General features: G+C 67.7%; 16 protein-coding genes and 1 pseudogene. 10 read left to right on the top strand and 7 right to left on the bottom strand.

Annotated features, from left to right (window positions below; translation table 11 throughout):
* Nucleotides 1-2 precede the first annotated feature (2 nt).
* Both SNE34_RS06360 and SNE34_RS06355 read right to left on the bottom strand, forming a co-directional pair.
* Nucleotides 3-1850: a monovalent cation:proton antiporter-2 (CPA2) family protein gene (locus SNE34_RS06360; protein ID WP_332615821.1), complete on the bottom strand. Its 1848-nt coding sequence runs from the start codon at nt 1848-1850 to the stop codon at nt 3-5.
* A gap of 157 nt (nt 1851-2007) precedes the next feature.
* Nucleotides 2008-2271, bottom strand: a pseudogene (locus SNE34_RS06355) (transcription termination factor Rho); the annotation flags it as partial.
* 1129 nt (nt 2272-3400) lie between these two features.
* On the opposite strand from SNE34_RS06355, the gene SNE34_RS06350 reads away from it, so the two are divergent.
* Complete coding sequence (locus tag SNE34_RS06350; protein WP_332615819.1) at nt 3401-4321, top strand: hypothetical protein; 921 nt, start codon at nt 3401-3403, stop codon at nt 4319-4321.
* A 228-nt stretch (nt 4322-4549) separates the two neighbouring features.
* On the opposite strand, the gene rho is transcribed toward SNE34_RS06350, so the two are convergent.
* Nucleotides 4550-6391 carry a transcription termination factor Rho gene (gene rho, locus SNE34_RS06345; protein ID WP_332615817.1) on the bottom strand — a complete coding sequence of 614 codons (1842 nt, stop codon included), beginning with the start codon at nt 6389-6391 and terminating at the stop codon, nt 4550-4552.
* Nucleotides 6392-6592: 201 nt separating this feature from the next.
* Nucleotides 6593-6919, bottom strand: a complete 327-nt coding sequence (gene trxA, locus SNE34_RS06340; RefSeq protein ID WP_332615816.1) for a thioredoxin TrxA — start codon at nt 6917-6919, stop codon at nt 6593-6595.
* A 236-nt stretch (nt 6920-7155) separates the two neighbouring features.
* Between trxA and rhlB the strand changes: the two genes are divergently transcribed.
* From rhlB to rpoH, 6 genes are all read left to right on the top strand, one after another.
* The gene (rhlB, locus tag SNE34_RS06335; RefSeq protein ID WP_332615814.1) at nt 7156-8967 is read left to right on the top strand and encodes an ATP-dependent RNA helicase RhlB; all 1812 of its coding nucleotides are present in this window, start codon (nt 7156-7158) and stop codon (nt 8965-8967) included.
* Between the two features lie 242 nt (nt 8968-9209).
* Nucleotides 9210-9896, top strand: coding sequence for a cell division ATP-binding protein FtsE (gene ftsE / locus SNE34_RS06330; RefSeq protein WP_332615812.1), 687 nt, complete (start codon nt 9210-9212; stop codon nt 9894-9896).
* Nucleotides 9893-10837 (top strand): permease-like cell division protein FtsX, encoded by a 945-nt coding sequence (gene ftsX, locus SNE34_RS06325; RefSeq protein WP_332615810.1) that lies wholly within the window; start codon nt 9893-9895, stop codon nt 10835-10837. Before ftsE ends, ftsX begins: the two co-directional genes overlap by 4 nt.
* A 24-nt stretch (nt 10838-10861) precedes the next feature.
* Nucleotides 10862-11689 carry a response regulator gene (locus tag SNE34_RS06320; RefSeq protein ID WP_332615808.1) on the top strand — a complete coding sequence of 276 codons (828 nt, stop codon included), beginning with the start codon at nt 10862-10864 and terminating at the stop codon, nt 11687-11689.
* 134 nt (nt 11690-11823) lie between these two features.
* The gene (ung, locus tag SNE34_RS06315; RefSeq protein WP_332615806.1) at nt 11824-12531 is read left to right on the top strand and encodes a uracil-DNA glycosylase; all 708 of its coding nucleotides are present in this window, start codon (nt 11824-11826) and stop codon (nt 12529-12531) included.
* A gap of 171 nt (nt 12532-12702) precedes the next feature.
* Nucleotides 12703-13596, top strand: coding sequence for an RNA polymerase sigma factor RpoH (gene rpoH, locus SNE34_RS06310; RefSeq protein WP_332615805.1), 894 nt, complete (start codon nt 12703-12705; stop codon nt 13594-13596).
* Between the two features lie 80 nt (nt 13597-13676).
* Here the strand turns inward: rpoH and SNE34_RS06305 are convergent, their stop codons facing one another.
* Complete coding sequence (locus SNE34_RS06305; RefSeq protein ID WP_332615802.1) at nt 13677-15050, bottom strand: NAD(P)/FAD-dependent oxidoreductase; 1374 nt, start codon at nt 15048-15050, stop codon at nt 13677-13679.
* Nucleotides 15051-15166: 116 nt separating this feature from the next.
* On the opposite strand from SNE34_RS06305, the gene SNE34_RS06300 reads away from it, so the two are divergent.
* The gene (locus SNE34_RS06300; protein ID WP_332615800.1) at nt 15167-15949 is read left to right on the top strand and encodes an NYN domain-containing protein; all 783 of its coding nucleotides are present in this window, start codon (nt 15167-15169) and stop codon (nt 15947-15949) included.
* A 117-nt stretch (nt 15950-16066) separates the two neighbouring features.
* Here SNE34_RS06300 and SNE34_RS06295 read toward each other — a convergent pair whose 3' ends face one another.
* Nucleotides 16067-18292, bottom strand: coding sequence for a primosomal protein N' (locus SNE34_RS06295; RefSeq protein ID WP_332615798.1), 2226 nt, complete (start codon nt 18290-18292; stop codon nt 16067-16069).
* Between the two features lie 482 nt (nt 18293-18774).
* Between SNE34_RS06295 and SNE34_RS06290 the strand changes: the two genes are divergently transcribed.
* Both SNE34_RS06290 and SNE34_RS06285 read left to right on the top strand, forming a co-directional pair.
* Entirely contained in the window at nt 18775-19773 is a 999-nt protein-coding gene (locus tag SNE34_RS06290; protein WP_332615796.1) for a hypothetical protein, read from the top strand.
* 67 nt (nt 19774-19840) lie between these two features.
* Nucleotides 19841-20440 (top strand): DUF3106 domain-containing protein, encoded by a 600-nt coding sequence (locus tag SNE34_RS06285; protein WP_332615794.1) that lies wholly within the window; start codon nt 19841-19843, stop codon nt 20438-20440.
* Between the two features lie 117 nt (nt 20441-20557).
* On the opposite strand, the gene SNE34_RS06280 is transcribed toward SNE34_RS06285, so the two are convergent.
* Entirely contained in the window at nt 20558-20899 is a 342-nt protein-coding gene (locus tag SNE34_RS06280) for a DUF4286 family protein (protein WP_332615791.1), read from the bottom strand.
* Nucleotides 20900-21725 lie beyond the last annotated feature (826 nt).

Raw genomic sequence — 21725 nt, 5'->3', positions numbered from 1 at the left:
CTTCAGGCGCCGTCGGGTTCGGCGGATTCTTTCGACGGCCCGTCCTTGCGCCCGGTGATGCCGCCGAGCACGCCGGCGCCCTGGTCGGCGTCGAACAGCTGCTCCAGTTCGCGCCGGGCATCGCTGGACGCCTGCATCAGCGCTTCGGCATCGTCGTGGACCAGATACTGCGCGTTGAGCAAACGCTCGTCGTGGGCGAGGAACTTGCGTCCGTGGTCGCGCGCGACCGCGGTCGGCACGCCAAGGGCGACCAGCACGTCCTCGCCGACCTTCAGGCTCGACAACAGCATCTCGCGCTGCGACTGGGCGCCGAGGTCCATCAGGTCCCAGGCATGCCGGCGGTCGCGCGCGCGGGCGATCACCTTGGCCTGCGGATACAACCGCCGGATCACCCGCACCGTGCGCAGGCTGGCTTCGGGGTCGTCGATCGCGATCACGAACACCCGCACGTGCGCGGCACCGGCCGAACGCAGCAACTCCGGCTTGGCCGGATCGCCATAGAACAGCGGATTGCCGAAGCGACGCATGAAGTCGACCTGGTCGGCGCTGTGCTCGATCGCGATGAACGGAACTTTCTGCGCCACCAGCAGGCGCGCGACGATCTGGCCGAAGCGGCCGAAGCCGGCAATCAACACCTGAGGGTGGCCGTCATCGGGCATCGGGTCGTAATCACGTTCCGGCCGCGCCACCGGATGGCCGCGCAGGAAACGCGCGATCGCGATCATCAGCAGTGGCGTCAGCGCCATCGACACGCCGACCGCCGCGACCAGCCGGTCGCGCATCACGTCGTCGAGCAGGCCAGCCTTGACCGCCTCGGAAAACACCACGAACGCGAACTCGCCGCCGACCGCCAGCACCGCCGCCAGTTGCAGCGCATCGCGCCGCGACATCCCGCCTGGGCGCACCCCGACCCCCCACAGGATCGCGAACTTCACCACCAGCAGCGCCAGCACGATCGCCTCGATCAGCAGCGGCTCGGCCATCACCCGCTTGAGATCGATGCTCATGCCGACTGCCATGAAGAACAGCCCCAGCAGCAGGCCCTTGAACGGTTCGATCTGCGCTTCCAGTTCGTGGCGGAACTCCGAGTCGGCCAGCAGCACGCCGGCCAGGAACGCGCCCAGTCCCGCCGACAGGCCGGCGACCTGCATCAGCCAGGCCGACCCCAGCACCGTCAGCAACGCCGCGCCGGTGAACACCTCCGGCATCATCGAGCGCGCGACCACCCGGAACACGTGTCGCAGCAGCACCCGGCCGCCGAACACCAGCGCCACGATCGCCAAGACCGCCTTCAGCACCGCGTCCCAGCCGAGCCCGCCGGCCTCCACCGCCGCCGCCTTCCCTAGCAGTGGGATCGCCGCCAGCAACGGGATCGCGCACAGGTCCTGGAACAGCAGGATCGCGAACGCCAGCCGGCCGTGCTCACTGGTCAGCGCCTTGCGTTCCGATAACAGTTGCAGGCCAACCGCGGTCGACGACAGCGCCAGCCCGAGGCCGACCACCAGCGCCGCCTTCCAGCCGAACCCGACCAGCGTCGCCAGCAGCCCGAGGATCAAGCCACTGGCGAGCATCTGCGCGCCACCGACACCGAACACCGGCTTGCGCATGACCTTCAGCCGCGACGGCGACAACTCCAGCCCGATCACGAACAGCATCATCACCACGCCGATTTCCGACGCCGCCAGCACCGGCTCGGCGTCGCGGATCACCCGGATCCCGTACGGCCCCAGCACCACCCCGGCGGCGAGGTAGCCCAGCACCGCGCCCAGCCCGAAGCGCCGGAACACCGGCACCGCGATCACCGCCGCGAGCAGGAACACCAAGGCCAGTTCCAGGCCACCACCGTGCATGCGCACCTCCTTTGCGTTCGATTATGCGCGGATGCCGCCGGTCGGCCACGCGGCTTTCACGGGAAACAGCGTCCCCGGCCAGCGCGGGCTGTCATCGGCGGGGACAAAAAAACGCCCCGCGATTCGCGGGGCGCTTTCGTATCGAACGGTCGCCGGTTCAGCGCCGCATCGAACTGAAGAACTCGTCGTTGGACTTGGTCGTCTTCATCTTGTCGAGCAGGAACTCCATCGCGCCGATCTCGTCCATGCCGTGCAGCAGTTTGCGCAGGATCCAGATCTTCTGCAGCAGCTCGGGCTCGATCAGCAGGTCCTCGCGGCGGGTGCCGGAGCGGTTGATGTCGATCGCCGGGTACACGCGCTTCTCGGCGATGCGGCGGTTCAGGTGCACTTCGGAGTTGCCGGTGCCCTTGAACTCCTCGTAGCCCAGCACGCTCTCGCCACGGTCGGCGCCGAACAGTTGCTCCAGCTCGCGTCGCGCATCGCAGGTGTTGCGTCCATTCATCGTCTGCGTACTTCTGGTACTGGTATTGAACAGAAATGCTACGCATGTCCGAGCGCCACCGCTGTCGGCACTCCAGTTCGACCAGCACAGTCTCACCCGGTGCAAACCGGACTAAAAGGCCCACGCAGCTAGCGGCATCAGCATCCTTCAACCCACGCATCGCGAGGAGGGGCGCGCCTTGACGCGATTGGTGTTGCGTGATAAATGAAGGCGCAGGGAGTTTTCCGCTCTAGAGCCGTCTAGACGTGAATGCGAATGGAGCAATCGCACACTTGTAAATAAACTCATCTCAATGATTGCTATCAAAATGGCACGACTCAATGTGCCTACGAAACCGATTTCATCGGCGGGAAAGAGGAGGGAGAGAACATCTAATCAAGGAAGCGAGTAGTAGCAAAGGAAACCAATTTCAGGAGGAAATGGTAATGCGTAAAATTTCACTATTTATATTTGCGCTGGTTTGCCTATTAGTCAGCGGTAGTGCATTCGCGCTCTATCCCATAGGCGGTGGCGTCTACTGCAATACGTCTACAGTTACAGTTGATGGAGTCAGCTATACAAGCTTCTACGGCTGCTTCGCCTCCGGCGGTGGCGGCGGTGGCGGTGGGGTCGGCAGTTTCCCGAGTGGTGGTGGCGGCAGTGGCACTACACCAAACAATCCCCAGTCTATAGTCGACACTCCAAACAACGCTGATAGCCCCCCTGCAACTCGGTGCAGCGGCGTATATGCACGTCATGACCATGCCAACAGGGATTGGAGAACTGCGGTGGCTCGCGTTATTTCTCTCCGCGCCACCCCTAATGGTCGGAAGGTTCGGATCAAGTATGACGATGGTAGTAGCGAACTCTATTTTCTTTCAGGTGCAATGATGACTGAGCCATTTCCGGGCGGTCCAATCCCAGGCACGTTAGTTGGGGGTAATAGCTGCGGTGGCGGCGGTAGGAATGGACCTATTCCGCCGGGCGGTCAAATACCTTGATTCAGGATTGAACACTTGCCTTTCAGGCGGGCTAGAGGTTCGATCTTCTAGCCCGTCTCGATCGGACCATGAAACGCTACAGGTGGGGGCATTCAATGAGAGGCACAGGAATTCAGTCAGCGCCAAAAGTGCCCAGATGGCTGGCACTGTTACTGGCGGTTCTCGGTATTTGTTTAGGTGTCAGTGTTCTTTGGCAAGGTAGTCCAACTGTCTTGGATGGCACGTCGGAGCGTGATAGTTCAGTAAATACAGATCCCAAGGACGAAGCGACCTTGGCTGCCGCCCACGAAGAATCATTGTCGGCTGCAACCTCAACGCGTTTGGATACTTGGGGGGGCGGGTATGCTCTAGCCGAAAAAAACTTTATGGCCGGTAAGAACGAGTTGCTCGCACGGTACGGACCAGAAAGCCCGCAGTTAGCCAGCTATGTTCTTGAGTGGTCTCACGCATGCGCGCAGGATCTATCCCGCGCGGAAGCTGATGCAGGGGGTTCGAGTCAGGCTGGCGCCATAATGAGGGAGTTCTGTAAAGGAGTCGCCCCGATAAGTGATGTCGAGTCGGTAAATATATACAAACAGTCGGTTCGCACCGAATTTTCGATGAAATTGTCTCAAATTGAAAGAACGCAAGGGGTGGACTCGGCACTCGATTTTGCAGAAAGTTATATCAAACAAGCGCAGGATCCATACTCTGTTCGTGCGGGGCTTGACTACATGGTGAGAGCAGAGGTTCTTTCTCCGCCGCCTTCAGAGCGAAGCGTCGGGAGTGAGCGCAGATTGCGTGAAATATACGAGATGGCCCGAGATAGCTACATATGTGACCTGTATGGCGGCTGTTCAGCGACCAGCCCGGTTTCAGCGCGATTCTGTCTTGAAGTAAAATGTCCCCATGTGACGGGCTATCGGCAGCAGGTTGGCAACCAGCTGAGTCGGTCGGATCTTTCGGCCTTCAACTGGTATGTAAACGCAATCAGGACGCTTAGAAACTAGCTGTGATTGATTTCGATGCGGGTATTTCCGATTGAAGTAGGAATGCCCTGAGCCAGATCGAGGCCACTACGGTGCATGCGAACTCCTCGCGTTAGATTATGCGCGGACGCCCCCGGTCGGGCACGCGGCTTTCACGGGAAACAGCATTCCCGGCAAGCACGACGCCATCGACGGGAACAAAAAAGCGCCCCGCAATGCGGGGCGCTTTCGTTGCAGCCAATGCTCGACTCAGCGCCGCATCGAACTGAAGAACTCGTCGTTGGACTTGGTGTTCTTCATTTTGTCGAGCAGGAACTCCATCGCGCCGATCTCGTCCATGCCATGCAGCAGCTTGCGCAGGATCCAGATCTTCTGCAGCAGCTCCGGCTCGATCAGCAAGTCCTCGCGGCGGGTGCCGGAGCGGTTGATGTCGATCGCGGGATACACGCGCTTTTCGGCGATGCGGCGGTTGAGGTGCACCTCGGAGTTGCCGGTGCCCTTGAACTCCTCGTAGATCACCTCGTCCATCTTGCTGCCGGTGTCGATCAAGGCCGTTGCAATGATCGTCAGCGAACCGCCTTCCTCGACGTTGCGCGCGGCGCCAAAGAAGCGCTTCGGGCGATGCAGGGCGTTGGCGTCGACGCCGCCGGACAGGATCTTGCCGGAGCTCGGCAGCACGTTGTTGTAGGCGCGGGCGAGGCGGGTGATCGAGTCGAGCAGGATCACCACGTCCTTCTTGTGCTCGACCAGGCGCTTGGCGCGCTCGATCACCATTTCTGCGACCTGCACGTGGCGGCCGGCCGGCTCGTCGAAGGTCGAGGACACCACTTCGCCGCGCACGGTGCGCTGCATCTCGGTGACTTCCTCGGGCCGCTCGTCGACCAGCAGCACGATCAGGTGCACGTCGGGGTGGTTGTGGGTGATCGCGGTCGCGACCTGCTGCATCAGCATGGTCTTGCCGGCTTTCGGCGGCGACACGATCAGTGCGCGCTGGCCCTTGCCCTGCGGCGCCATCAAATCGAGGATGCGGCCGGTGATGTCCTCGGTCGACCCGTCACCACGTTCCAGCGTGAACTTGCGTCGCGGGAACAGCGGCGTCAGGTTCTCGAACAGGACCTTGTTCTTGGACGCTTCCAGCGGCTCGCCGTTGATGGTGTCGACGATCGACAACGCGAAGTAGCGCTCGCCGTCCTTCGGGAAGCGGATGCGCCCCGAAAGGTGGTCGCCGGTGCGCAGGTTGAAGCGGCGGATCTGGCTCGGCGAGATGTAGGTGTCGTCGGGGCCGGCCAGATAGCTGGCCTCGGCCGCGCGCAGGAAGCCGAAGCCGTCGGGCAGGATCTCCAGCACGCCGTCGGCGGCGACGCCTTCGCCGTGGCGGGTCAGCACCTTGAGCACGGCGAAGATCACGTCCTGCTTGCGCGCGCGGGCGACGCCCTCGGAGATGTTCAGCTGCTCGGCGATCTCCAGCAGCTTGTGCGCCGGCATCCGCTTGAGGTCGCCCAGCGAGTACTGCGGGAAACCCTCGGGCACCTGCGGGTTCGGCCGTGGGACGAAGGTCTCGTTGCCGCCGTCGTCGCTGGGGAAGCCGTCGCGGTTGCCGCGGTTGCCACCACCACCGCCGCCGCCTCCACCACCACCGCGCTCACGACGGTTGCGGAAGCGTTCGCGGCGGTTGCCGCGGCCGCCGTCCTGGTCGCCGCCGCCGCGCTGCTGGTCACCACGCGGCTGGTTCTGGTCGGCGCGCTGCTGGTTGTCGCTGCGCGGCTGGCCCTCGGTACGGGCGGTATTGCCGTCGCTCGTGGTGCCACCGCCGGAGGGAGCGGCGGATTCGGCGGCTGCCTTCGGCGCATCGGCCTTGGCCGGTGCCGGTGTCTGCGCAGGCGCGGATGCCGGGGCGCCGGACGCGGCGGGTGCCGGGCGGGCCTCGGTCGGCGCGGCCTTCGGCTCGCTTTTGGCGGGTTCGGATTTGGGGGTGTCGGCCTTGGCCGACTCGGTCTTGCTGGCAGCGGGCGTGGAGTCGGCCTTGCTCACGCGCGGCTTGCGCACGCGCTTCTCGGCGGTATCGCCAGCATCGGGGGTGTTATCGGACAAGCGGGAGTTCCTCGCTAAGCGGCGAGCGCTCGCGCAGCGGCGAGCGGGACGTCGGGGACGTGGTCACTGATGAGTGATTTCAAGAAGGGGTGCGGCGCCTGCAACACGCCGGGTTTGCTGAAACTAGCACCGCTATTGCGCGGCAGCAAGCGGGGCGGTGCCCCGCGGTTCATGATCCGGGCGGCGCGGCGGCCGGTCGCCTCAGAGCGCCTTGTCGATCAACTGCGCCAGTTGGCCCTTGCCGACCGCGCCGATCTGGGTCTCCTGGACCTGGCCGTCCTTGAACAGCAGCAGCATCGGGATCGAGCGCACGTGGTACTTCATCGCGGTGGCGCGGTTGTGGTCGACGTTGACCTTGGCGATCTTGACCTTGCCGGCGTACTCCTCGGCGAGCTGGTCCAGTGCCGGGGCGATCATCTTGCACGGGCCGCACCATTCGGCCCAGAAGTCGACCAGCACCGGTTCGGACGACTGCAGCACGGCAGACTCGAAATCGGCATCGCCGACCTGCATGACTTTATCGCTCACAAGGCTCTCCTGGTGGGAAGGATGATGGGTCGGGCGCCGGCGGCTGAGGCGCGGCCGGGCTTTTGCCGGGGGTTGCGTTAAACTGGGGCGTTTCGCGGCGGCATTCAAGGCCCCCGCACGCTGCGGTCAGGGAAAAACTGGCCGACCCCGGCAGTCTGCTTCGCCGACGCCACCCACGCAAGCACGTCCATTTCGCGCCACCGCGTGGGACCCCCAGACCTGAGATGACCGACCGCATGAGCGACAAGCCCCTTACCGATATTTCCTTTTCCTCGTTTGACCTGCATCCGAGCCTGCTGGCCGGGTTGGAGACCGCCGGCTTCACCCGCTGCACCCCGATCCAGGCGCTGACCCTGCCGGTGGCGCTGCCCGGCGGCGACGTCGCCGGCCAGGCCCAGACCGGCACCGGCAAGACCCTGGCATTCCTGATCGCGGTCATCAACCGCCTGCTGACCCGCCCGGCGCTGACCGAGCGCAACCCGGAAGATCCGCGCGCATTGATCCTAGCGCCGACCCGCGAGCTCGCGATCCAGATCCACAAGGACGCGGTGAAGTTCGGTTCCGAGCTCGGCCTCAGGTTCGCGCTGGTCTACGGCGGGGTCGACTACGACAAGCAGCGCGCGCTGCTGCAGGAAGGCGTCGACGTCATCATCGCCACCCCGGGCCGGCTGATCGACTACGTCAAGCAGCACAAGGTGGTGTCGCTGCACGCTTGCGAGATGTGCGTGCTCGACGAGGCCGACCGCATGTTCGACCTCGGCTTCATCAAGGACATCCGCTTCCTGCTGCGGAGGATGCCGATCCGCACCGAGCGGCAGACCCTGCTGTTCTCCGCGACCCTGAGCCACCGCGTGCTGGAGCTGGCCTACGAGCACATGAACGAGCCCGAGAAGCTCGTCGTCGAGTCCGAGTTCATCACCAACTCGAGCGTGCGCCAGCTGATGTACTTCCCGTCCGACGAGGAGAAGATCCCGTTGCTGCTGGGCCTGCTGTCGCGCAGCGAGGGTGCGCGGACGATGGTGTTCGTCAACACCAAGGTCTGGGTCGAACGGGTCGCGCGGGCGCTGGAGCGCGGCGGCTACCGGGTCGGCGTGCTGAGCGGCGACGTGCCGCAGAAGAAGCGCGAGTCGCTGCTGGCGAAGTTCCAGAAGGGCCAGCTCGAAATCCTGGTCGCGACCGACGTCGCCGCCCGTGGCCTGCACATCGACGGCGTGTCGCACGTCTACAACTACGACCTGCCGTTCGACGCCGAGGACTACGTGCACCGGATCGGCCGCACCGCCCGTCTGGGCGCCGAGGGCGACGCGATCAGCTTCGCCTGCGAGCGCTACGCGATGAGCCTGCCGGACATCGAGGCCTATATCGAACAGAAGGTGCCGACCGCGCCGGTCGAGGCCGACCTGCTGGTCTCCAGGCCGCGGCCGAAGCGCGAGCCGGTCGAGGGCGAGGAATCCGAGAGCGTCGGCGCGATCTTCAAGGAGGCGCGCGAGCAGCGCGCGGCCGAAGAGGAGCGTCGTGGTGGTGGTCGTGGCCGCAGCGGAGCGGGCGGTTCGGGCAGCCGCAGCGGCGGTGGCGGTCGCAGCAGCGGCGGTCGCAGCGAGGGCGGGAGTGGTTCGCGCCGGCCGCGTCGAGAGAAGAGCACGGCCGATGCCGACAAGGTCGCGGGTGGTCCGGCACAGGACGAGACGCAGGCTCCGGGCGCAGCTGCGCCAAAGCCGCGTCCGCAGACCGCGGCGACCGCGACCGATGGCGTGCCGGCCGGTGTCGACGGCGAATCGCGTCCGCCGCGCAAGCGTCGGCGCCGCCGCGGCGGCCGCAAGATCGAGGGAGCCGGTGACAGCGCCGCCGACCAGTCGGCCCCGGGCCAAGTCCAGCAGCCCAAGCGCAGCCCGGCCGGCAACAGCGGCAAGGCCACCCAAGTCGCGGCCAACAAGCCCAAGCCGGCCGCCACGGCGACCAAGCCGGCCAGCGAGAAGACCGGCCTGCTCGGCCGGATCAAGCGCGGCCTGCAGGCGATGGTGACCCGCGGCCCGAATTCGCAGCACTAAAGGACGCGGACTTCCGGCGGCAAGCCCAAGCCGCCGCCGGATCTCCAGCGCGGGCGTAGGAGTGACGTGAGTCGCGACCTGTACATCGCCTCCAGCGGTCGGCGGGTCGCGACTCACGTCGCTCCTACATCGGAATCGGTTTCCACGCGCAGCGTTGTGAACACGAACGTCATCGGCTACCGCCCTAGCCATCGCCGCCGCCGCCGCCGATACTTGGCGCCATCGTCTTCGACAGGTGCGCGATGAGCGTTCTGCGCTTCGACAACGTCAGCAAGCAGTACAGCGGCGGCCAGCAGGCGCTGCGAGAGGTCAGCTTCGAGGTCGGCGCCGGCGAGATGCTGTTCCTCACCGGCCACTCCGGCGCCGGCAAGACCACGCTGCTGAAACTCATCCACCTTGCCGAGCGACCGAGTCGCGGCGCGGTGCTGTTCGGCCAGCAGAACCTGCTACGGGTGCGCGGACGCAAGGTCGCGATGCATCGACGCAACGTCGGCGTGGTGTTCCAGGACCACCGGTTGCTGGCCGACCGCAGCGTCGCCGACAACGTCGCCCTGCCGTTGCTGCTGCAGGGCCTGCGCCGGGCCGAGATCAACAAGCGGGTGCGGGCGGTGCTCGACCGGGTCAGCCTCGGCGCCCGCGCGCAGGCACTGCCGACCCAGCTGTCGGCCGGCGAGCAGCAACGCGTCGGCATCGCCCGCGCGATCGTCGGCGAGCCGGCGCTGCTGGTCGCCGACGAGCCGACCGGCAACCTCGACCCGACCCTGTCGGCCGAGATCATGGCGCTGTTCGAGGCGCTGCCGGAGCGCGGCACCAGCGTGCTGGTCGCCAGCCACGACCTGGCGCTGGTCAAGCGCATGAAGAAGCGCGTGCTGGTGCTCAACCAGGGCCAGCTGGCTGACGACATCTCGCCGCAGGACCTGGCCGAATGAGCGCGACCAACAGTCCGGCGGCGAAGTCGCAATCCCGATTCGGCAGCTGGTTCGACCACCACATTTACAGCTTGGTCGCCAGCGCCGGGCGGATGCTGAAGAAACCGTGGTCGACCGCGCTGACGATCGGGGTGATGGCGGTCGCGCTGGCCCTGCCGCTGGGCCTGTGGGTGGCGCTGGCGAACGTCGAGCGTTTCGCCGGCGACGTCCAGGACGCGCGCCAGATCAGCCTGTTCCTCAAGCCCGAAATCAGCCTCGAACGCGCCGCCGCGCTGACCGACGCACTGCGCGCGCGCGCCGATGTCGCCGCGGTCGAGCACCACACCCCGGAACAGGGCCTGGCCGAACTGCGCAGCACCAGTGGCCTCGGCGAGACGATTTCCAGCCTCGACGGCAACCCGCTGCCGAGCCTGCTGGTGGTCAGCCCGAGCGGCGACGAGGCCTTGCTGGCGGCATCACTGCAACAACTGCCGGAGGCCGACATCGTCCAGCACGACGCCGCCTGGCGCGAACGCCTCGACGGCTGGTTGCGTTTCGGCGGCCGCCTGGCCTGGGTGCTGGCGGCGATGCTCGGCTTCGGCGCGCTGCTGGTGGTCGGCAACACCGTGCGTCTCGACATCCAGCAGCGCACCGAGGAGATCGGCGTGCTGCAGCTGCTCGGTGCCACCGACGGTTTCATCCGCCGGCCGTTCCTGTACCTGGGCCTGAGTTACGGCGTGGTTGCCGGCGCGCTGGCACTGGCATTGCTGACCGTCGCCGACCTGTCGCTGCGCGCGCCGCTGGCGGAACTGGCGCGCAGCTACGGCAGCGATTTCGCCCTGCAGGGTTTCGGCCCGGTCGCCGCGATCGCGATCGTGATCGGCGCCGGCGTGCTCGGCTGGATCGGCGCCGGCCTGGTCACCGGCCATTACCTGCGCCAGACCCGGCCCACCGACACATGAGCATGGACACATGAGCGCGCACGCATGAGCGAGATCGAAGACAAGCTGCGCCACGTCGCCGCCGACGCCCCGCGGGTGATGGTTGTCGACGGCTCGAAGCTGGTGCGCAAGCTGATCGGCGACGTGCTCGTGCGCGAGCTGCAGAATGTCGAGGTGGTGCCCTGCGCCGACATCGCCGATGCCCGCGCCGCGCTTGCGGCCGGCCCGGTCGACCTGGTCACCACCTCGTTGTCGCTGGCCGATGGCGACGGCATCGCCCTGGCCCGCGCGGTACGCGAGACCGCGGGGCAGGCCTACGTGCCGGTGATCGTGGTCTCCGCCGACGCCCAGTCGCACCTGGAGTCGCGGCAGTTCACCGAGGACGTCACCGACTATTTCGACAAGGCGCTCGGCCATACCGCGCTGGCGGAGTTCATCCGCGGCTACGTGCAGCCGGCGCCGATCCCCGGCGCGCGGGTGCTGTATGTCGAGGACAGCAAGGTGGTCGCGCTGGCGACCAAGCGCATGCTCGAGCGTCAGCAGATGCAGGTGCTGCACTTCGTCGATGTCGAGTCGGCGCTGGAGTACCTCGAAGGCCTGCGCGGCGCCGACGACCCGGGCACCGACCTGATCCTCACCGACGTCTACCTGAAGGGCGAACTGGAGGGCAAGGACCTGCTCGACCGCGTCCGCCACGACTTCGGCTACGGCAAGCGGCGGCTGCCGGTGCTGGTGATGACCGGCGACGCCAACGCGGACAACCAGAGCGCGCTGCTGCGCGCTGGCGCCAACGACCTGGTGTTGAAGCCGATTGAGGAGCGCTTGCTGGTGACCAAGACGTTGTTCCAGTTGCGGCTTGCGAAGCTGGCCTAGTTCGCGGGGTGCTCTGGTAGGAGCGACGTCAGTCGCGACCTGTACATTGTCTCGGCCGTTCGCCGTGCGACGCACCCCGTCACTTCTACAAACGATGTACAGGTAGCGACTGACGTCGCTCCTACAATGGGTCCATGACCGACGACCGGATCAAACTCGAACCCTCCTGGAAGGCCCGCGTCGGCGACTATCTGCAGCGCGAGGACATGCAGGCACTCGCCGCCTTCCTGCGCCAGCGCAAGGCCGCCGGCGCTCAGGTGTTCCCGCCGGGGCCCGATCTGTTCGCCGCGTTCGATGCCACACCGTTCGAGCAAACCCGGGTGGTGATCCTCGGCCAGGACCCCTACCACGGTCCCGGCCAGGCCCACGGCCTGTGCTTCTCGGTGCGCCCCGGGGTGCCGGTGCCACCGTCGTTGCTCAATGTCTACAAGGAGATCGAGCGCGACCTCGGCATCGCCCGGCCCGACCACGGCTGCCTGCTGCCGTGGGCCCGGCAGGGCGTGCTGCTGCTCAACGCGGTGATGTCGGTCGAGGCCGGTCGCGCCGGCGCCCATGCCGGCAAGGGCTGGGAGGGTTTCACTGACCACGTGGTCGAGACCCTGGACCGCGAGCGCGAGGGCCTGGTGTTCCTGTTGTGGGGCAGCTACGCGCAAAAGAAGGGCGCCATGATCGACCGCCAGCGCCACCGCGTATTGAAGGCGCCGCACCCTTCGCCGCTGTCGGCCCACCGCGGCTTCCTCGGCTGCGGCCATTTTTCCGCGGCCAACCAGTATCTGGTCCGTCGCGGGCAGGCGCCGATCGACTGGTCGCTGCCGCCGGCCGCCGCGTTGGCGTCGCCCTGAACCGGCGTTCGGCCGCAGCGCGAGCGGACGCCCATTGAAACCGTTGACCTCGCCCCTACGTCCAATGGGGCACGCTGTGTCGCCAAATCCCGCTGATTGTTCCGTGAATGGGATGCTGAAGCCCCGTCTGGGCCTTAGCACTCACCAATAACGACTGCTAAGATCACCCCCATGACCCAGATTGCCGCTTCCAACGCCCTCGTATCCAACAGCCTGCCGGTCGCCGCGCTCAACGCGCTGACCCCGATCGGCTCGCTGGATGCCTATATCGGCGCGGTCCACAAGATCCCGGTGCTCAGTGCCGAGGACGAGCAGGCGCTCGCCCGCCGCTTCCACGGCGAGGATGACCTCGACGCCGCCCGCGAGCTGGTCCATTCGCACCTGCGCTTCGTGGTCCACGTCGCCCGCGGCTACAACGGCTACGGGCTGCAGCTCGGCGACCTGATCCAGGAAGGCAACATCGGCCTGATGAAGGCGGTCAAGCGCTTCGACCCCGACCAGGGCGTGCGCCTGGTCAGCTTCGCGGTGCACTGGATCCGCGCCGAGATGCACGAGTTCATCCTCAAGAACTGGCGCATCGTCAAGGTCGCCACCACCAAGGCGCAGCGCAAGCTGTTCTTCAACCTGCGCAAGAGCAAGAAGCGCCTGGGCTGGATGAACGACGCCGAGGTCACCGCGGTCGCCGCCGACCTCAACGTCTCCAAGCGCGAGGTGCTGGAGATGGAGTCGCGCCTGTCCGGTCGCGACATCGGCTTCGACCTGTCCAGCGACGACGACGACGACCACGCGCCGCCGTCGCCGGCCGCCTACCTGCGCACCAGCGACGAGGACCCGTCCCAGATCTACGAGCGCGAGGATTCCGAGGACAGCCAGATCGCGCTGCTGCACGAAGGCCTGGCCGAACTCGACGAGCGTTCGCGCGACATCGTTGCGCGTCGCTGGCTCGGCAATGAGAACAAGGTGACCCTGCAGGAGCTGGCCGACGAATACGGCGTGTCTGCCGAACGTATCCGTCAGATCGAGGCGAACGCGCTGAAGAAGATGCGGGCGCTGTTCACCGCGTAATCGACGCCATCGCGATGATCGAGCAACGGCCCGGGCAACCGGGCCGTTTGCGTTTGTGTGTGCCGCGAAGTCCGTCGCTCCTACAGGGCCGGCGGGTCGTCGGGTGGGTCCGGCTTGCCGAAAATTATCCGCGCGTGGCGCTGGTAGCTCCAGTACGCCCAGGCCCAGTTGAGCATCACCACCAGCCGGTTGCGGAAACCGATCAGGAATGCGATGTGCACGACCAGCCAGAACCACCACGCCAGCACGCCCGACAGCTTGAGCCGGCCGAAGTGGACCACCGCGGCCATCCGGCCGATGGTCGCGAGGTTGCCGAAATCCCGGTAACGAAATGCAGGGGTTGGTTTGCCGGTCAATCGCGCGCGGATCGCGGCGGCGACATGCGCGCCCATCTGCTTGGCCGCCGGGGCGACCCCGGGGACCGGCTTGCCGTCCTGCACGACGCTGGCGAGATCGCCGGCGACGAACACGTCGGGATGACCGGGCACCCGCAGGTCCGGGTCGACCAGGATCCGGCCGGCACGATCGCGCTCGGCGTCCAGCAACGCGCCCAGCGGCGAGGCGGCGACGCCGGCCGCCCACAGCACGGTGCGCGCGGCGACCCTGACCGGCGCCACGCCGTGGCCGACGCTGCCGGCGCCCGATGCCGCGTCGATCTGCGACGGCTTGGCGCCCGGTGCCGCACGCGTCGTCTGATCAGGCTGCGACAAGCTGAAGCCGTGCGCATCGATCGCGCTGACCGGGGCGCCGGTCAGGACTTCGACGCCAAGTTTCTCCAGCTGCCGCCGCGCCTTGTCCGACAACGATTCGGGAAACGTCGACAACACCCGCGCCCCGGCTTCGACCAGTCGCACCCGTGCATTGGCCGGGTCGATGTGGCGGAACTCGCGGCGCAGGGTCTTGCGCGCGATCTCGGCGAGGGTGCCGGCCAGTTCGACCCCGGTGGGCCCACCACCGACCACCGCGAAGCTCAGCCAGGCGTCGCGCTCGGCCGGATCGTCGGCGGCCTCGGCGCGCTCGAATGCCAGCAAGACGCGGCGCCGGATCAGCAGCGCGTCATCGAGTGTTTTCAGTCCGGGCGCGTCACCGGCCCAGTCGTCGTGGCCGAAATAGGCGTGGGTCGCGCCGCTGGCGAGCAGCAGGCTGTCGTAGCCGATCGCGTCGCCATCGGCCAGCGTGACCGTGTGCGCGGCGGTGTCGATGTCGGTGACTTCGCCGAGTCGCACCTCGACGTTGTACTGGCCGCGCAGGATGTGCCGCAAGGGCGCGGCGATGTCCGGGGCCGACAGTCCGGCGGTCGCGACCTGGTACAGCAGCGGCTGGAACAGGTGGTGGTTGCGCCGATCGACCAGGGTGATGCGGACATCGTCGCCGGCCAGCGCGCGGGTCGCCCACAACCCGGCAAAACCGCCACCGACCACCACCACATGGTGTTGCCTGCCACTGTCGGGCATGCCGACTCCCTGCGCTTGCGTCGACATAGTCTGACAGCCAGGTGGTGGCCGACCAAATGCCGACCGCCAGCCGCGCGCTGCGGTAGGCTCGGGCCACCGCCCCGCAAGGAACCGCCATGGCCGTCAACGACCCGGCAAAACGCATCGCCCTGCTGATCGACGCCGACAACGCGCCCGCCGGCAAGATCGACGTCATCCTCGCCGAGGTCGCGCGCCACGGCGAGGCCAACGTCCGCCGCGCCTACGGCAACTGGAAGAACCCGCACATCAAGGGCTGGGAGGAGACGCTGCACGCGCACGCGATCCGACCGATCCAGCAGTTCGCCTACAGCAGCGGCAAGAACGCCTCCGACATGGCGATGGTGATCGACGCGATGGACATGCTGTACGCGCGCAACCTCGACGGTTTCGCGATCGTGTCGAGCGACGCCGACTTCACCCCGCTGGTGATGCGCCTGCGCAGCGAGAGCCTGAAGGTGTATGGCTTCGGCGAGAAGAAGACGCCGGAGCCGTTCGTGAAGGCCTGCTCGACGTTCCTGTACCTGGAGAACCTCGGCGAGTCGGAGAACGCCGGCGCCACCCCGGCGGCCAAACCGATGACTGCCAGCGCGCTGCGCAGCGACACCAAGCTGGTGCAACTGTTGCGCTCGGCGGTCGATGCCGCCAGCGGCGACGACGGCTGGTCGCACCTGGGCGCGGTCGGCAGCCAGATCGGCAACCAGACCTCGTTCGACTCGCGCAACTACGGTTATCGAAAGCTCAGCGACCTGATCGAGGCGACCGACTTGTTTCAGGTGCGGCGGGACAACCTCGCCATCCACGTTCGCGACAAGCCGAAGGCAAAGAAACCGGCCGGCAAGAAGCGGGCCGCGGCCGCGAACGCTCCCAAGTCGCCGTAGCCGCGATTCGCAAACCGTGGCTGCCTTCATGTAGGAGCGACGTAAGTCGCGAACGCGCGATCAATCGGGACTCCGCGACATCGCGACTTACGTCGCTCCTACATGGAGGGACACGCGTCAATACAAGTCCACCGGGTCCACATCCAGCGACCAGCGCACCTTGCGCGCTTCGGGCAGCGTGTGGATCGCCGGCAGCGCGGCATCGAGCGCGGCATGCAAGCCGCGACGCTCCGGCGCCGACAGCAGCAGTTGCACGCGCTGGTAGCCGGCGCGCCGCGGCATCGGCGCCGGCAACGGCCCGCTGATCTCCAGGTGGCGGTCGGCATCGCGCTCGATGCAGCGACGCACCGCCTGCAGGAAGTCGTTGGCGACCTCGACCTGCTTCGCTTCGGCGCGCAGCATCGCCAGGTGCACGAACGGCGGGAACCCGGCCGCCTCGCGCTGCTCCAGTTCGAGTTCGGCGAAGGCGCCGTAGCCACCCGTCAGTAACGTCGCCAGCAGCGGGTGTTCGGGATGGTGGGTTTGCAGCAGCACCAGCCCGGGCTTGTCGGCGCGGCCGGCGCGGCCGGCGACCTGGATCAGCAATTGCGCGAGTTTTTCCGGGGCGCGGAAGTCGGCGGAGAACAGGCCCTCGTCGATCCCCACGACCGCCACCAGGGTCAGGTTCGGCAGGTCGTGGCCCTTGGCCAGCATCTGGGTGCCGACGAGGATGCCGCGGGCGTTGCCGAACTCGGCCAGGTGTTGTTCCAGGGCATCGCGGCGGTTGGTGGTGCCGCGGTCGATCCGCAGCACCGGCACCTCGCTAAAGCGCGCCTTCAGCGCTTCCTCGATCCGTTCGGTGCCGGCGCCCTGCGATTGCAGCGCCAGCCCGCCGCAATCGGGACAGGCGTTGGGCGCCGGCCGGCGTGCGCCGCAGTGGTGACATTGCAGCCGCCGGCCGCCGGCATGCACGGTCATCGGCGTGCCCTGCTCGGGCAGGCTGCAGCGCGGGCACTGCGCGTTCCAGCCGCAATCGTGGCACATCAGCACCGGGGCGTAGCCGCGTCGGTTCTTGAACACCAGCACCTGGCCGCCGGCGTCGAGGGCGCGGCCGATCGCATCGAGCAGTTCCGGCGACAGCCCGGCCTGCAGCGGGCGCTTGCGCACGTCGATCACCCGCACCGCCGGCGGCTGCGCGTTGCCGGCGCGCTGGCGCAGGCGCAGGTGGGCGTAGCGCCCGGTCTGGGCGTTGCGCAACGACTCCAGCGATGGCGTGGCGCTGCCGAGCACGATCGGCACGTCGAGCGCGCGTGCGCGCACCAGCGCGAAGTCGCGGGCGTGGTAGCGGATGCCGTCGAGCTGCTTGAAGCTGCCGTCGTGTTCCTCGTCGATGACGATCAGGCCGGCGTCCGGCAGCGGCAGGAACACCGCCGAGCGGGTGCCGACCACCACCCGCGCCTCGCCGCGGTGGCAGGCCGCCCAGGTGCGTGCACGCTCGCCGTCCGGCAGGCCCGAGTGCAGCGCGTGCACCGGCACCCCGAGGCGGGCGCGGAAACGCGCCAGCAGCTGCGGGGTCAGGCCGATCTCCGGCACCAGCACCAGCGCCTGCCGGCCGCGGGCGAGGCAGTCGGCGATCGCATGCAGGTAGACCTCGGTTTTGCCGCTGCCGGTGACGCCATCGAGCAGGAACGGGGCGAAGCCGTCGGCGGCCAGCACCGCGTCGACCGCGGCCTGCTGTTGCGGATGCAGGGTCGGACCGGGTGCCGGAACCGGCGCCCGCGAGGAGGCCGCCACTGCGATGCGTTCGGCCAGTCCGCGCCTGGCCAGCGAACGGGCGGCGCCACGCCAGTCGTCGATGGCGGCATCGGCAGCGGAATCGTCGAGCGTGGTCTCGTCCAGTCGGCCGCGTTGCAGCCGTTCGGCCAGCCGCCGTGGCTTGCCGGCGCGCAGGCCGTCCACCGCGGCGTGGCCGGCCTCGGTCAGTTGCCAGGCCCAATCATGGGTGTCCGACAGCGGCTCGCCATGGCGCAGCGGCCCGGGCAGGGCGGTGGCCAGGACCTCGCCGAGCGCGGCGTGGGTGTAGCGCGCCAGCCAGCGCAGCGAGTCGATCAGCTCGCCGGCAAACAGCGGCTCCGCGTCCAGCACCTCCAGTGCCGGTTTCAGCTCCGGGACGTCGGCATCGGCAGCGGACGCCAGCGCGGCGATCACCCCGATCCGTTCGCGCGGGCCGAACGGCACCCGCACCCGCGCGCCGACCTGGGGCACGACACCGTCTCGCTCGGGCGCGAGATAATCGAACAGGCGCGGCAGCGGCAGCGGCAGGGCGACGCGGAGTACGCAGGAGGAGGTGGGGGCTGGTGGCATCCGGCGAGTCTAGCGAGCGACCGGCAACGGACCGAGCGCAGTTGCATTGCATTGCTTCCAGCCCGCGCACAAAGCGTGCGCAAGTTCGCGTTTTTCAAGGGAAATGCTCCTTATCCACATCGCCTGTGGGTAACTCTGTGCATGGTTGTCCGGCAGGCATGCGCAATCCCGGTGGTACAAGCCCTCGCGCCGGGTTGGTCAAAAAAGTGCCATGCAACAAAAATTGAGCAGGATCAAATATTTACCCGTGAAACATTGCTGCAATGCGGGAGTAAAACTCGCTGAACGGCTTGTTCATGACCACCGGAGCCCCGCTGTGCACAACCGTTTTCCGGGAAAGCCCCGTCACGCTTTGTTCGCGAAGTCTTGACGGGGTTGTCAAGCTCCGGTCGCGGCCGTTTCCCTCGCTATGATGCGGACATGGTGAAGTCGTTCCGATGAGTGTCCGTTCGTCTGCCGGGACCCCCGGCGAGTACCCCTCGATGCCCGCCGCGTCACCGCTCGCGGGTCGGCCGGCCCCGGCGCTGGCGGCGTTCCTGCGCGGCGTCGAGCGCCGCGGCGCGGTGCTGGCGGAGCTGCAGTGCGGCGATGCCGATCGCGGTGACGCCGCGCTGGCGCGAGCCATGCGGCAGTTCGTCGTCGAGGCCGAGCGGCAGCCGATGGGCCAATGGCCCCGGCGATTCTGGACCTTGCTGCTGGCCGATCCCGGTTTGCGCGGTCGCGCCCCGGTGGCGCTGGAGCTGGACGCGACCGACGGGCTCGCCCAACTTGGCGCCGGACCGCGTGCGGCCCTGCTGTTGCGGCTGGCGGCCGGGTTGGACGATGACGCGGCCGCTGCGGTGCTGGGAGTCGCCGTGCCGAGCTACCGGCTGGCGCTGCAGCGGGCCCTGCCGCACCACCCCGACGGCCGCGCCGACCCCGAGTCCTGGGGCCGCCTGCGCGAGCAGGTCCATCGTCGGATCAAGACCCTGCCGCCGCCGCGGCTGGTGCGGCTGGCCGGAACCCGCGAAGCGGCGCTGGCCGGCGCGGTTGCGCCTGAAGGTACCCGCGGCAATCGTGTCGGCGTCCAGGCACGCCATCGCCCACGCGGATTGTTGCCGCTGTTGTGGGCGTTGCTGGCACTGTGCGCGGTCGCGTTCGCGGCGACTTTCTGGGGGCGCACGATCGCGTTGTTCGAAGGCCCCGGACCGGGCCAGGCCTGGGAGCGCGCGTTGCCGGAAGAGGCGCCGGCTTCGCGCTACGGAGCGGACGCCGGATTGGTCGCGCATCGCGATTTCGAACTGCTGGCCGACCCGCAGGTGCTGGCCGCGTCGGAACGGCTCGGCTTTCATTCCTGGTTGGCGGCCCAGGGAGTTGATGGATCGATGCCGGGTGCCACGGCGGCGCCGAATGGTCCCGCGACCACCGCGCCGTTGGCGGCAGTCGATATCGACGCCGACCTCGTGCATTCGCCCGGCGAGACCGCGCATGAGCCGCGCTGAGCGGTCAGCGCCGCCCCGGTGCACGCCCCGGAGCGGATGGCGCGGACGGTGGTTCCTGGCGGGTTTGGTGCTGTTGGCGACGCTGGCACATGCGACCCCGACGGTGCTGCAGGACTTCGCCGCGGTGCTGCCGCGGCTGCAACCGCCGCAGCGTGCCGAATTGGTGCGGCACGCGGAACGCTGGAGCGCCTGGGATGATGCCGAACGCCAGGCGTTCCGCGGGCGAGCGGCGCAATGGGATGCCTTGGCGCCGGCCGAACGCGGCCGCCGTCGCGAACGTTTTCGTGCCTGGCAGGCGCTGCCGGCCATCGAGCAGGCCCGGGTGCGGGCGGCCGCCCGGCAGTTCGCGCAGTTGCCGGCGGAGCAGCAGCAGGTCCTGCGTGCACGGTTCGATGCGCTCGATCGCAGCGAGCGTCGCGGCTGGCTGCTGGGGCCCGAACTCGGCGCCGACTACCCGGCGCTGCAGCCGCTGCTGGCGCAAATGCCGGCGGACGAGCATGCCGGCGTGCTGGCGGCATTGCGGGCGATGGATCCGCGCCAGCGCCGTGACCTGGCGGTGCTGGTGCAGCGCACCCCGCCGCAGGAGCGAGCCGAGCTCCGTCGCGAATTGCTGTCGACCGCCACGGCCAATCGCGACGACTGGTTGTGGGAGCGATTGCACCGGTGATGCCCAGCGGTTGCAGGAGCGACGTGAGTCGCGATCCGCCGAACGGTGGAGGCGATCGCGACTTACGTCGCTCCTACATCTGGATACGACTTGAAACCGTGACGACGTTGAGCGTCGTCAGGCCGAACGCAGGATCCGCCGGCTGGCGTTGAAACGGCCGCCGAAGCGCGCCAGTCCGTCGGCGCGCATCCGCGCGGCGTGGTCGGCCAGGTAGTCGTCGAGCGCAGCGGCGTCGCGCAGCAGGTACTGCACGCACAGCGCCACCCGACCTTCGGCGGTCGCCGGCTCGACCACCTCGAACACCCGCGCGCCGGTGAAACCGGGCAGGGCGCAGATCTCGGCGACGTGCGCGTCGAGCCAGCGGCGGTACGCCGCGATCACATCGGCATCGATGTCGAGGTTGACCTCGTACACCACGGCGCCACCCGCACCGACGGCACTCGCGCCCGTGCCGCTCATGCCTGCGCCAGCCGCGCCAGGAACATCAGCGCGGCGGCGAATGCCAGCAGGTAGATGTAGACGAAGCCGATCACCAGGTACTTGATCGTGGTCAGCGGCCAGCCCTGGGCATACACGCGTTTCTGCATCAGCAGCAGGTAGACCGGCATCCACAGCCCCACCGCCCACACCGCGGCGTTGGCGATACCCGCCAGCCACGCCAGCCGCGGTTCCAGCCAGCCGCCGAGCGCCGCCAGCAGGAACATCGCTGCCAGCGCGATCAGCAGGAACGCGTGGCTGTACAGCGCCACCACCAGGTGCTCCAGGTACAGCCGGCGGGTGAACAGGTAGGCCACCTTCAGGAGCAGCGCGAACACCGGCACCAGCACGAACAACGCCGACGGCACCGACGCCATGAACGCCTTGAACCACAGGTCCGGCCGGCCTTCCATTCGCTGGATGTTGACCAGCGCATGCTGCAGCTTGCCGGTGGACCAGTCATTGGCGAACTGCGGCAGCCAGGCGATCTTGACCCGGCTGCCAGCCGGGTCCCAGTCCTCGTGATCGAGCGAGAACAATTCGCCCTTGCTGGGGACGGGTGCCGGCGGAGTCGCGGGTGGCACGTCTTCCACGGCGGTGCTTTCCGTGGGCGTGTCCCGGTCGCCTTCCGCCCCGGCGTCCGGCGCTCGCGTGCCAGCGCCGGTGGCTTGGCGCAACTCGCCGATTCGATTGGCGGCCTCGCCCCGGATTTTGACCTCGGCCGCGATCAGTGCCGGGTCGACGATCGGAAGGTTGGCGGTTTCGGCGCGCGCCTGCTCGATCTCGGCGAGCAGGCGGTCGCGTTCGC

The organism is Novilysobacter erysipheiresistens (assembly GCF_036663935.1).
GTDB lineage: Bacteria > Pseudomonadota > Gammaproteobacteria > Xanthomonadales > Xanthomonadaceae > Novilysobacter > Novilysobacter erysipheiresistens.
The sequence above is the reverse complement of the archived record's forward strand: the minus strand, read 5'-3'. Positions and strand labels throughout refer to the sequence as shown.